This is a genomic window from Streptomyces sp. NPDC000348 (assembly GCF_042898795.1).
In the GTDB taxonomy this organism is placed as follows: Bacteria; Actinomycetota; Actinomycetes; order Streptomycetales; family Streptomycetaceae; genus Streptomyces.
In genome coordinates, this window is the sequence record NZ_JBIAZD010000017.1 from 43,173 (window position 1) to 54,540 (window position 11,368).

Below are 11,368 nucleotides of genomic sequence, written 5' to 3' on the forward strand. Positions count from 1 at the left end.
GTAAAGCAAAAGCCCGCCGTCAGTATTGACGGAACGCTTTCGAAAGTTTCGCCTACGGTTGTCGGTGGCCGTCGGCGCTCTCCGGGGCCGTCAGGTCCACCAGACGGCACGCCGTCTCTATGTCGATCCTGACCTGGGCGATGGAGGCGCGGCCCGAGAGCCAGGTGATCAGGGTCGAGTGCCAGGTGTGCCCGATGACCCGGACGGCCGAGAGCTGCTCGGGCGTGGGGTCGGTGAGCTCCATGGCGTCCAGGATGATCCTCGTGGTCTGCCGGGAGACCTGGTCGACCTCCGGGCTGACGCTGCGGTCCGCGAACGTCAGGGCGCGCACCATCGCGTCGGCCAGGTGCGGCTCCCGCTGGAGCGCGCGGAAGGCCCGCATCAGGGCCTCCGCGACCCGCTCGGCCGGGGTCGCACCGGCCGGCGGCTTCTTCCGCAGCGTGCCGTGCAGGGTCTCCAGCTGGTCCTGCATGGTCGCGACCAGCAGATGGATCTTGGACGGGAAGTAGCGGTACAGCGTGCCGAGTGCCACCTGGGAGGACTCCGCGACCTCGCGCATCTGCACCGCGTCGAAGCCGCCCCGGCCGGCCAGCTGCGCGCAGGCCCGCAGGATGCGGCGCCGACGCGCCTCCTGGCGCTCGGTGAGCGGTGAGGCCGGGACGGGCCGCGCGGTGCCGGCTCCCGTCGCCGCCGCCTTGCCCGCCCTGTCCGCCGCGGCCGCCCTGGCCGCCTCGGCCCTGTTGGCTTCCGTAGGCATCGGTCCCGTCCGTGACAGTCGGTGAGGGTGGATGACCGGACAGCATGGCATGCCGTCCGTCGTGGCGTGAATCACCTGATCCACTGCTGCCAGCACCCCTACCTGCCGGTAGATTCGGATCCTCCGAACGATCAACTCTGAAACTTGTTCTAGATTAGCGTCCCGGCGTAATCTCGCGGGACAGTGCAGGGAGAAGGGGGCCCAGAGTGACCGCTGAGGCCAGTCAGGCCGGGCCCTCGCAGGGTCCCGCATCCGACGGCTTGCGACCGCTCCGCATCGCACTCCTCACCTACAAGGGAAACCCGTTCTGCGGCGGGCAGGGCGTCTACGTGCGCCACCTCTCCCGCGAGCTCGCCCGCCTCGGACATCGCGTCGAGGTCATCGGCGCCCAGCCCTACCCCGTCCTCGACGTCCTCGACGGGGGCCACGACGGGCCGGTCCTCACCGAACTGCCCAGCCTCGACCTCTACCGGCAGCCGGACCCCTTCCGCACCCCGAAGCGCGACGAGTACCGCGACTGGGTCGACGCGCTGGAGGTCGGCACGATGTGGACCGGCGGCTTCCCCGAGCCGCTGACGTTCTCCCTGCGCGCCCGCCGCCATCTGCGGGCCCGGCGCGGCGACTTCGACGTCGTCCACGACAACCAGACCCTCGGCTACGGCCTGCTCGGCGACCTCGGCGCCCCCCTGGTGACCACCATCCACCACCCCATCACCGTCGACCGCCGACTGGAACTGGCCGCCGCCGAGAACTGGCAGCGGCGCTACTCGGTGCGCCGCTGGTACGCCTTCACGCGGATGCAGAAGCGGGTGGCGCGCCGCCTCCCGTCCGTGCTCACCGTCTCCGGCAGCTCCCGCCAGGAGATCGTCGACGACCTCGGCGTACGGCGGGACCGCGTCCACGTCGTCCACATCGGCGCCGACACCGACCTGTTCGCGCCCGATCCGTCGGTGCCGGTCGTGCCGGGCCGGATCGTGACCACGTCCAGCGCGGACGTGCCGCTGAAGGGGCTGGTCTTCCTCGTCGAGGCACTGGCGAAGGTACGGGCGGAGCAGCCCGGCGCCCATCTCGTCGTGGTCGGCAAGCGGCCCGCCGAGGGGCCCGTCGCGCAGGCCGTGGAGCGGTACGGCCTCGAGGGCGCCGTCGAGTTCGTCAAGGGCATCTCGGACGCCGAACTCGTCGACCTGGTGCGGTCGGCGCAGGTCGCGTGCGTGCCGTCGCTGTACGAGGGGTTCTCCCTGCCGGCCGCCGAGGCCATGGCGACGGGCACCCCGCTGGTCGCCACGACCGGCGGGGCGATTCCCGAGGTGGCCGGCCCCGACGGGGAGACGTGTCTCGCCGTACCGCCCGGCGACGCGGGGGCACTGGCCGCCGCGCTGACCCGGCTGCTCGGGGACCCGGAGCTGCGCGCCCGGCTCGGGGCGGCCGGACGGGAGCGGGTGCTGCGGCACTTCACCTGGGCGCGTGCGGCCCAGGGCACGGTGGCCCGCTACCGCGAGGCGATGGCCCGCGCGGGCCGGGGCACGGGCGCCGCCCGCGGGGACCGTGACACCGGGGACGGCCGCCCGGCGGCCGCGCCTTCGCACCGCTCCGGCTCCGGGGCCGCCGCCCGCGCGGGCGCCCCGGCCGCCGGGGACGCCGGCCCCGACACCCTCGCGGACACGGCCGCCGCCGTGTCCGCGCACGCAGCCGACACCTCCGACCGCGAAAGCAGGGCCACGTGCTGACCGTCGACTTCTCCCGGTTCCCGCTCGCCCCGGGCGACCGCGTCCTGGACCTCGGCTGCGGGGCCGGCCGGCACGCCTTCGAGTGCTACCGGCGCGGCGCCCGGGTCGTGGCGCTGGACCGGAACGGCGAGGAGATCCGCGAGGTCGCCAAGTGGTTCGCGGCGATGAAGGAGGCCGGGGAGGCGCCCGCCGGGGCCACCGCCACCGCCATGGAGGGCGACGCCCTCGCCCTGCCCTTCCCCGACGAGTCCTTCGACGTCGTCATCATCTCCGAGGTGATGGAGCACATCCCGGACGACAAGGGCGTCCTCGCGGAGATGGTGCGGGTGCTCAGGCCCGGCGGCCGGATCGCGATCACCGTGCCGCGCTACGGCCCGGAGAAGGTGTGCTGGACGCTCTCCGACGCCTACCACGAGGTCGAGGGCGGCCACATCCGCATCTACCGGGCGGACGAGCTCCTGGCGAAGATCCGCGGGGCCGGACTGCGCCCGTACGGCACCCACCACGCGCACGCGCTGCACTCGCCGTACTGGTGGCTGAAGTGCGCGTTCGGCGTGGACAACGACAAGGCGCTGCCGGTGCGGGCGTACCACAAGCTGCTGGTCTGGGACATCATGAAGAAGCCGCTGGCCACCCGGGTCGCGGAGCAGGCGCTGAACCCGCTGATCGGCAAGAGCTTCGTGGCGTACGCGACCAAGCCGCACCTGCCGCGCGCCGAGGCCGAGGCGGACGCCACGTGACGACCCCCCGGACCCCTCGGACGGAACACCTCGTCCTGCCCGGGGTGCTCACGGCCGGCCAGGCCGCCGCGACCGTCGCCGGCATCCTCGCCGCGCAGCGGGAGGACGGGGCGATCCCCTGGTTCCGGGGGCACCACCTCGACCCGTGGGACCACGTCGAGGCCGCGATGGCCCTGGACGCGGCGGGCGAGCACGCCGCCGCCGAGCGGGCCTACCTCTGGCTGGCCCGGCACCAGTTGGCGGACGGCTCCTGGTACGCGGCCTACGCCGACGGCGACCCGCTCGACGTCACCGACCGCGGCCGGGAGACCAACTTCGTCGCCTACGTCGCGGTCGGCGTGTGGCACCACTACCTCTCCACCGGCGACGACACGTTCCTGGACCGCATGTGGCCGGTGGTGTACGCGGCGGTCGAGTTCGTGCTGCGGCTGCAGCAGGCCGGCGGGCAGATCGGCTGGCGGCGCGACGACGACGGCACGCCCACCGCGGACGCGCTGCTCACCGGCTCCTCCTCGGTCCACCACGCGCTGCGCTGCGCGCTCGCCGTCGCCGAGCAGCGCGAGGAGCCGCAGCCGGACTGGGAGTTGGCGGCGGGCGCGCTGCGGCACGCGATCCGGCACCACCCGGAGCGGTTCCTCGACAAGGACCGCTACTCCATGGACTGGTACTACCCGGTGCTCGGCGGCGCGCTCACCGGCGCGGAGGCCAAGGCCCGCATCGAGGAGGGCTGGGACCGCTTCGTCGTGCCCGGACTCGGGGTGCGCTGCGTGGTGCCCAACCCGTGGGTGACCGGCGGCGAGTCGGCCGAACTCGCCCTGGCCCTCTGGGCGATGGGCGAGTCCGACCGCGCGCTGGAGGTGCTCCAGTCGATCCAGCACCTGCGCGATCCGGAGAGCGGCCTGTACTGGACGGGCTACGTCTTCGACGACGACGCGGTCTGGCCGCGCGAGCTGACCACCTGGACCGCCGGCTCACTGCTGCTGGCGGTCGCCGCCCTCGGCGGCCACGAGGCCACCTGCGCGACCTTCGGCGGCGACCGCCTGCCCAGGGGCCTGGACCCGGACTGCTGCGCGCTCACCTGAACCGGCCGGGCGCCGGCCTCAGTACCGGCGCAGGCGGCCGGCGACGGCATGGCCGATGAACAGGTAGACGACGGCGGCGAGTCCGTAGCCGGCGACCACGCGGGCCCAGGCCTCGTCGAAGGTGAAGAGGTCACGTGACCAGGCGGCCAGCCAGTTGGCCGCGTCGTGGACGAACCGCACCAGGTCGTTGCCCCGGTTGGCGTCCAGCAAATACATCAGGATCCACAGTCCGAGGATGACGGCCATGATGTCCGCGATCACCGCGACGACCGTCCCTGCGGAGTTGGAACCAGTGCGATATCGAGGGGACATGCTTTCCGACTGGCCCCGAAAGCCGGGTTGAAACCCGGAACTCCCGGGGCCGGTGCGGAAGTTCGGCGTGGGTTCAGCGGTGGGTGAGCAGCAGGCGCCACGCCTTTGGGCCGCGCTGCCGGTACTCCACCGAGAAGACACCGGGGTGCCGGTCCTCGATCTGCCGCGGCAGCGGGTCGTGCGGCGCCACGAGCAGCAGGGCCCGCCCGGCGGGCACGGCCCCGAGCGCGCCGAGGACCGTGGCGTGACGCAGCGCGTGCGGGACATCCCGGACGTCGGGTTCGGGCACGTCCGCGTCGGCCGGCCGTGACGGGTCCCGCCGTACGGCGACGGCCCCCGCCCGGTGGGGCGGGGGCCGTGACGAGGGAAGGGCCGGGACCGGTCAGCCGCGCTGGATGCCCGAGGTGTCCTGGAGGACGCCGCGGCGGCCGTCCTGGGTCTGGGCGACGAGGGCCGGACCGCGCTGCTCGACCGCCAGGTACCAGGTGCCGGGGGCCAGTTCGGCGATCGGCGTGGGCGAGCCGTCCTCCGGGAACAGCGGACGGGGCACCGGCACGGCGAACCAGAACGGCGAGAAGTCCGCGGCGGGCGCCGGAGCGGGCTGGCCCGGCTGCGGCTGGCCCGCGAAGGGCTGCTGCGGCTGCCCCGGCTGCGGCTGACCGCCGAACGAGGCCGGCTGCTGCGCACCCGGGTAGCCGTAACCACCGGGCGGCTGCGCCCCGTACGGCTGCGGGGCGGCGGGACGGGCGGCCGGGAGGAGCGCACCCTTGAGGGCGGGCACCAGGGGGGTGGCGACGGCGGCGGCGGCCATGACGAGCGTGGCGACGAGGGCCAGGATCAGACCGGTGCCGGCGTCGGGTCCGTCCGAGGAACCGCCGCCGATGTTGTCGACGCCGCCGCCCACGTCGAAGATGTTGCCGAGGGCGCTCCAGGCGGCGAACACCGTGAAGGCGACGCCGAACTGGCCGAGGTCGAGCCCCGCGACCTTCGGCGGCTGCGGCAGGCCGCGGGCGACGACGACGAGCGCGGCGCCGATGAGGCCGGCCAGCACCACTCCGAGCACGACCGGACCGCTGCCCCACAGGCTGGGGAGGTCGTAGCCGTCGGGGGCGCCATCGACGGAGTAGAGGTCGAGGAACGACGCGATGAACAGCAATACCGCTGCTCCGAGCACCACGCCGTCGCCTCGAGTGAGGGAGCGGATATTCACTTCAGGTCCTTCGTAGGTCGTCTCGTCGGAAGAGGCGTCGCTGTCACCATGTCGCCCGAAGGCCCCGGTGTGAAGCGCGGGGGTGGCCCCTCATCGTACGGACGACACTATCGTCCGAAGGATCGGGCTGTCCGCCCGGATCGGCGCGCCGGTCCCTACCCGCGCAGGAAACTCACGATTCCGTCGGAGATCCCCCGCGCCGCCTTCTGCCGCCAGGCACCGCTGGTCAGCAGCGCCGCGTCCGAGCTGTCGCGCATGTTGCCGCACTCGATGAACACCTTGGGAACCGTTGACAGATTGAGACCGCCCAGGTCCTCGCGCGTGACGAGACCGGTGCCACCGCCGACGTAGTTGGAGGGCGCGCTGCCGGTGGCGCGGACGAAGGTGCCCGCGATGCGCGTACCGAGGTCGCCCGACGGTCCGACGATGGCGCGGGTGTCGGCGGCACCGGCGTGCACGGCGCCGGGGAGGATCACGTGGAAGCCGCGGTTGCCGGGGCCCGAGCCGTCCGCGTGGATCGACACGGCGGCGTCGGCCTTCGCCTCGTTGCCGATCCGGGCCCGCTCGTCCACGCACGGGCCGAACGGCCGGTCCCCGTCCTGGGTCAACTTCACGGTGGCGCCCTGCTGCTCGAGGAGCGCGCGCACCCGGTGGGCGACGTCGAGGGTGAACTCGGCCTCGGCGTAACCGTCGTTGGTGGAGGTGCCGGTGGTGTCGCACTCCTTGCGGTGGGTCCCGATGTCCACCTGGCGGCCGATCTCGGCGGTGTGCTCGACGTTGTCCGGGTTGTGCCCGGGGTCGATGACGACGACCTTGCCCTCGAGGGGGCCGCCCGCGGCGGCGGAGGCGCCGGACTTCTCGTCCCCGGGACGCGCGGACGGCGTCGGCGACGACGTACCGGACGGGGCGGAAGCGGAGGGGGAGGCGGCGGCGCTCCCCGGCCCCCCGTCGCCCCCGGACCCGCCCACCGCGGCGTACGCCGCCCACCCGAGCAGCGCGCCCGGCACCAGCGCGGCGAGTGCCACGGTCAGGGGCCCGCGCCGGGACCTCCGTGGCTGGGGCGGATCGAAACCGGGACCTGTGTACGACACGCGGCCACCCTAGCGGTGTCAGGTGCCCGCGCCGGTACGGCGCAGTACGCGCAGGGACCCGGTGGCCGAGACCTCGGTGAACGCGCCGGACGCGAGGGCCCGGAGGTAGACGCGGTACGGCGCCTGGCCGGTGAACTCGTCCACCGGGTCGGGGAAGACGTCGTGGATGACGAGCAGACCGCCCTCGGCGACGTGCGGGGCCCAGCCCTCGTAGTCGGCGGTGGCGTGTTCGTCGGTGTGGCCGCCGTCGATGAAGACGAGGGCGAGGGGGGAGGACCAGAGGGCGGCGATCCGGGGGGAGCGGCCGACCAGGGCCACCACGTGGTCCTCCAGGCCCGCCCGGTGCAGGGTGCGGCGGAAGGTGGGGAGGGTGTCCATCAGGCCCAGTTCGGGGTCGACCGTCTCCGGGTCGTGGTACTCCCAGCCGGGCTGCTGCTCCTCGCTGCCGCGGTGGTGGTCCACGGTGAGCGCGGTGACACCGGCCGCGCGGGCCGCGTCGGCGAGCAGGACCGTGGAGCGGCCGCAGTAGGTGCCGATCTCCAGGAGCGGCAGCCCGAGACGGCCGGCCCCGGCCGCCGCCGCGTACAGGGCGAGGCCCTCGTCCAGGGGCATGAAGCCCTTCGCCGCCTCGAACGCGGCCAGGATCCCGGGCCCGGGTGCCGTCGACATGGGGCTTGCCTCTCCTGAGGGCGTACGTGTGTGCACGGGCCCATGCTGCCGTACCCCCCGCCGGACCGGCCGGCAGGGGTACCGCCGGGTGACGGGGGTCAGGCGGAGACCGCCTCGCCCGGCAGGGACAGGTCCAGGTCGACCGGACGCGCGTCGCCCTCGTGGCGGGCCGGGGAGGTGAGCGGGGCGTGGCCGGTGGCGCGGGCGGCCAGCACGTACGCGCCCCCGGCGGGGACGGCGAGGGAGTAGCTGCCGTCGTCGCCGGAGACCGTGGCGCCGGCCGGACGGCCGTGGCGGTCGGTCAGGGTGACCTCGGCGCGGGCGACGGGGACGCCGGCCGCGTCCAGGACCCGGCCGCGGAAACCGCGCAGGGCCGCCTGGGCGCGCTCCAGGTTCGCGTCCTCCTCGCTGCTCGCCCGCAGCCGCGGGTGCGCCGACGGACGCCCGGAGGGCAGGAACAGGGCCAGGACCAGGCCCACGGCCACCGCCGCCGTCGCGATCAGGAAGGAGAGCCGGAAGCCGTGCCGGGTCGGGATCTCCATCCCGCCCACGATGTCCGCCGTGTTCGCCAGCACCATGCCGATGACGGCGCTCGACACCGACGTGCCGATGGACCGCATCAGGGTGTTGAGGCCGTTCGCCGCGCCCGTCTCCGAGGCCGGCACCGCGCCGATGATCAGCGCGGGCAGGGAGGAGTAGGCGAGGCCGATGCCCGCGCCGATGACCACCGAGGTGACGACGGTCTGCCAGGCGGCGTCCATCAGGCCGAGGCCGCCGCCGTAGCCGGCCGCGATGACCAGCAGACCGAGGATGAGGGTGGTCTTCGGGCCGTACCGGGCGGACAGCCGGGCGTAGACGGGGGCCGTGAACATCATCGTCACGCCCAGCGGGGCCACGCACAGGCCCGCGACCACCATCGACTGGCCGAGCCCGTGGCCGGCGGGGAGCTGGAGCAGCTGGGGCAGGACCAGGGAGACGACGAAGAAGGAGACGCCGACCATGATCGACGCGAGGTTGGTGAGCAGGACCTCGCGGCGGGCGGTGGTGCGCAGGTCCACCAGGGGCGCGGAGACGCGCAGTTCCATCAGGCCCCAGAGCAGGAGCACCACGACCGCCGCGGCGAACAGGGCCAGCGTGGTGCCGGAGGCCCAGCCCCAGTCGCTGCCCTTGGAGACGGGCAGCAGGAACAGCACCAGCCCGGCGGACAGGCCCAGCGCGCCCGGCAGGTCGAAGGAGCCCTTCGCGCGCACCGGGGATTCCGGTACGACGGCCAGGGTGAGCGCGATCGCGAGGACGCCGAGGCCGGCGGCGCCGAAGTAGAGGACGTGCCAGTCGGAGTGCTGGGCGACCAGCGCGGCGGCGGGCAGCGCGAGACCGCCGCCGACGCCTATGGAAGAGCTCATCAGGGCCATCGCCGAGCCCAGCCGCTCGCGCGGCAGCATGTCGCGCATCAGGCCGATCCCGAGCGGGATGGCGCCCATCGCGACGCCCTGCAGCGTACGGCCGGCGATCATCAGCAGCAGGTCACTGGTGAACGCGCTGACCAGCGCGCCGGCCACCATCACCGCGAGGCTGGCGACCAGCATGCGCCGCTTGCCGTGGAGGTCGCCGAGGCGGCCCATGATCGGGGTGGCCACGGCGCCGGACAGCAGGGTCGAGGTCAGCACCCAGGTCGCGTCGGAGGGGGTGGTGTCCAGCAGCCGCGGCAGATCCTTGACGACCGGGACCAGCAGGGTCTGCATCACCGCGACAACGATGCCCGCGAAGGCGAGCACCGGGACCACGGCCCCGCCCGCTCTGCCGGAGGGACGGTCGGTCGTCGTCTGCGTCATGAAGGGTGCCTCCGGGGCGGCCGTGTGCGGGGGTACGTGCAGACCGAACCCCGTACACCGAGGCAACTATTCCGATGCTTCGGGTCACTAACGAATTCTTGACCGTTCCTTGGCAAGCGGGGAACCCGCCCCGGCCGGCCCGATCCGGCCGGCCGGGGCGGCGAGCGGTCCAGGACCGGGGACCGAGTCCGGTGTGGGACGAAAAGCCGATGCCGGAGCGGGGGCCGGTTGAGAGCATGGCGGACATGCTCGAAACCACCGACACCGCCCGCAGGTCCGCCCGCTCCTCACCACCCGCGTGGCTGGTGGTGGCGCTCGCCTGTGCCGGGCAGTTCCTCGTCGTCCTCGACATCTCGGTGGTGAACGTCGCCCTGCCGTCCATGCGCGGCGGGCTGGCGCTCGACGAGCAGGGCCTGCAGTGGGTGGTGAACGCGTACGCCATCGCCTTCGCCGGTTTCATGCTGCTCGGCGGGCGCGCCGGCGACCTCTACGGGCGCAAGCGGATGTTCCTCGTCGGCCTCGGCCTGTTCACGCTGGCCTCGCTGGCCGGCGGACTGGCCCAGGAGGGCCGGCAGCTGCTGCTGGCGCGGGCCGTGCAGGGACTCGGGGCGGCCGTCCTGGCGCCCTCCACGCTCACCATCGTCACCTCGGCGGTGCCGGAGGGCGCGGCCCGCGCCCGGGCCATAGCGACCTGGACGGCCGTCGGGGCCGGCGGCGGCGCGGCCGGCGGGTTCGTCGGCGGGGTGCTCGTGGACGCGCTGTCGTGGCGGTGGGTGCTGCTGATCAACGTACCCGTCGGCGTGCTGGTGCTGGCCGGGGCCGCCCGGTGGCTCGCGGAGAGCCGGGCAGGGGACGGACGCCGGCTCGACCTGCCGGGCGCGCTGCTGGTGACGTCCGGCCTCGCCACCCTCGCGTACGGCATCTCGCAGACCGAGGCCGAGGGCTGGACGGCGGCGGCCACGCTGGTGCCGCTGTGCGCCGGACTCGTCCTCCTCGCCCTGTTCCTCCTCGCCGAGGCACGGGCCAAGGCCCCGCTGATGCCGCTCCGACTGCTGCGGCTGCGGTCGGTGGCGTCGGCGAACGTGGCGATGCTCATCAGTGGCTCCGCCATGTTCTGCATGTGGTTCTTCATGACCCTGTACGCCCAGAACGTGCTCGGCTACACCCCGCTGGAGGCCGGACTGGCCCTGGTGCCGAGCTCGCTCGCCGTGATCATCGGCTCCAAGCTCGCGCCCCGGCTGATGCGCGCGGCCGGAGCGCGCGCCGTGGCCGTGCTCGGCACGCTGATCGCGACGGCCGGCTTCGGCTGGCAGTCGACGATGACCGCGGACGGGGCGTACCTCACCGCGATCATGTTCCCCGGCGTCCTGATGATGCTGGGCGCGGGCGTCGCCGCCACCCCGCTGGCCTCGCTGGCCACGTCCGGTGCGGCGCCGGAGGAGGCCGGCCTGGTCTCCGGGCTGGTCAACACCTCCCGCACGATGGGCGGCTCCCTGGGCCTCGCGATCATGTCCACGATCGCAGCGGCCCACACGGGCACCGCCCGCACCCCCCAGTCCCTGACGGAGGGCTACGCCCTGGCCTTCCGCACCAGTACGGCACTGCTGGCGGCCGGCGCGCTGGTGATGTGGCTGTGGCTGCCCCGGAGGACGCCGGTGCGCTGACGAGGAGGAGGCGGCCGTCCTCGTCGCGCGCACCGAGGCCGCCGACGCCGACGGTCCGCTGTGGACCGACGAGGCGCGGGGACGGTGCGGTGCGGGTGAACGTCGGCGCCCTCGCGCGGGGCGAAGCGCCGGTGCTCGCCGATACGACGGTCGAACACGACCGAGCCGGGGGGGGGGGGGGCGGGGGGGTGGGGCCGCCCCCCCCGCCCCCGGCGGGGGGCCCGGCGGGGCGTATATGGGGGGCGCGCGCAGTAGAGGAATACACGCCACCGCCACAGATCCCG

At 74.0% G+C, this 11,368-nt stretch carries 11 protein-coding genes; 4 read left to right on the top strand and 7 right to left on the bottom strand.

Going from position 1 to position 11,368, the window contains the following annotated elements; all coding sequences use genetic code 11:
• Positions 1–52: 52 nt before the first annotated feature.
• Positions 53–757, bottom strand: coding sequence for a TetR family transcriptional regulator (locus tag ACFY3N_RS27935; RefSeq protein WP_390819514.1), 705 nt, complete (start codon positions 755–757; stop codon positions 53–55).
• Between the two features lie 206 nt (positions 758–963).
• Between ACFY3N_RS27935 and ACFY3N_RS27940 the strand changes: the two genes are divergently transcribed.
• Genes ACFY3N_RS27940 through ACFY3N_RS27950 form a run of 3 tightly spaced genes read left to right on the top strand, consistent with a single transcriptional unit; the run spans position 964 to position 4,306 of the window.
• Positions 964–2,484, top strand: a complete 1,521-nt coding sequence (locus ACFY3N_RS27940) for a glycosyltransferase family 4 protein (RefSeq protein WP_390819515.1) — start codon at positions 964–966, stop codon at positions 2,482–2,484.
• Positions 2,478–3,224 carry a class I SAM-dependent methyltransferase gene (locus ACFY3N_RS27945; protein WP_390819516.1) on the top strand — a complete coding sequence of 249 codons (747 nt, stop codon included), beginning with the start codon at positions 2,478–2,480 and terminating at the stop codon, positions 3,222–3,224. The genes ACFY3N_RS27940 and ACFY3N_RS27945 overlap by 7 nt, the downstream gene beginning before the upstream one ends.
• Positions 3,221–4,306 carry a prenyltransferase gene (locus tag ACFY3N_RS27950; protein WP_390819517.1) on the top strand — a complete coding sequence of 362 codons (1,086 nt, stop codon included), beginning with the start codon at positions 3,221–3,223 and terminating at the stop codon, positions 4,304–4,306. The genes ACFY3N_RS27945 and ACFY3N_RS27950 overlap by 4 nt, the downstream gene beginning before the upstream one ends.
• Positions 4,307–4,324: 18 nt before the next feature.
• On the opposite strand, the gene ACFY3N_RS27955 is transcribed toward ACFY3N_RS27950, so the two are convergent.
• From ACFY3N_RS27955 to ACFY3N_RS27980, 6 genes are all read right to left on the bottom strand, one after another.
• Positions 4,325–4,618, bottom strand: coding sequence for a hypothetical protein (locus tag ACFY3N_RS27955; protein WP_390819518.1), 294 nt, complete (start codon positions 4,616–4,618; stop codon positions 4,325–4,327).
• A 73-nt stretch (positions 4,619–4,691) separates the two neighbouring features.
• A complete protein-coding gene (locus ACFY3N_RS27960; RefSeq protein ID WP_390819519.1) occupies positions 4,692–4,907 on the bottom strand; it encodes a DUF2249 domain-containing protein in 216 nt (71 codons plus the stop codon).
• A 93-nt stretch (positions 4,908–5,000) separates the two neighbouring features.
• A complete protein-coding gene (locus ACFY3N_RS27965) occupies positions 5,001–5,828 on the bottom strand; it encodes a hypothetical protein (RefSeq protein ID WP_390819520.1) in 828 nt (275 codons plus the stop codon).
• 155 nt (positions 5,829–5,983) lie between these two features.
• Complete coding sequence (locus ACFY3N_RS27970; RefSeq protein WP_390819521.1) at positions 5,984–6,919, bottom strand: N-acetylmuramoyl-L-alanine amidase; 936 nt, start codon at positions 6,917–6,919, stop codon at positions 5,984–5,986.
• 18 nt (positions 6,920–6,937) lie between these two features.
• Positions 6,938–7,588: a class I SAM-dependent methyltransferase gene (locus tag ACFY3N_RS27975; RefSeq protein ID WP_390819522.1), complete on the bottom strand. Its 651-nt coding sequence runs from the start codon at positions 7,586–7,588 to the stop codon at positions 6,938–6,940.
• Between the two features lie 98 nt (positions 7,589–7,686).
• A complete protein-coding gene (locus ACFY3N_RS27980; protein WP_390819523.1) occupies positions 7,687–9,420 on the bottom strand; it encodes an MFS transporter in 1,734 nt (577 codons plus the stop codon).
• 236 nt (positions 9,421–9,656) lie between these two features.
• Between ACFY3N_RS27980 and ACFY3N_RS27985 the strand changes: the two genes are divergently transcribed.
• Positions 9,657–11,084, top strand: a complete 1,428-nt coding sequence (locus ACFY3N_RS27985) for an MFS transporter (protein ID WP_390819524.1) — start codon at positions 9,657–9,659, stop codon at positions 11,082–11,084.
• Positions 11,085–11,368 lie beyond the last annotated feature (284 nt).

Bases quoted from the DNA above. Each gene is read 5' to 3' on its own strand.
- ACFY3N_RS27935 (WP_390819514.1), bottom strand. From the start codon at position 757: ATGCCTACGGAAGCCAACAGGGCCGAGGCGGCCAGGGCGGCCGCGGCG.
- ACFY3N_RS27955 (WP_390819518.1), bottom strand. From the start codon at position 4,618: ATGTCCCCTCGATATCGCACTGGTTCCAACTCCGCAGGGACGGTCGTC.
- ACFY3N_RS27975 (WP_390819522.1), bottom strand. From the start codon at position 7,588: ATGTCGACGGCACCCGGGCCCGGGATCCTGGCCGCGTTCGAGGCGGCG.
- ACFY3N_RS27980 (WP_390819523.1), bottom strand. From the start codon at position 9,420: ATGACGCAGACGACGACCGACCGTCCCTCCGGCAGAGCGGGCGGGGCC.
- ACFY3N_RS27985 (WP_390819524.1), top strand. From the start codon at position 9,657: ATGGCGGACATGCTCGAAACCACCGACACCGCCCGCAGGTCCGCCCGC.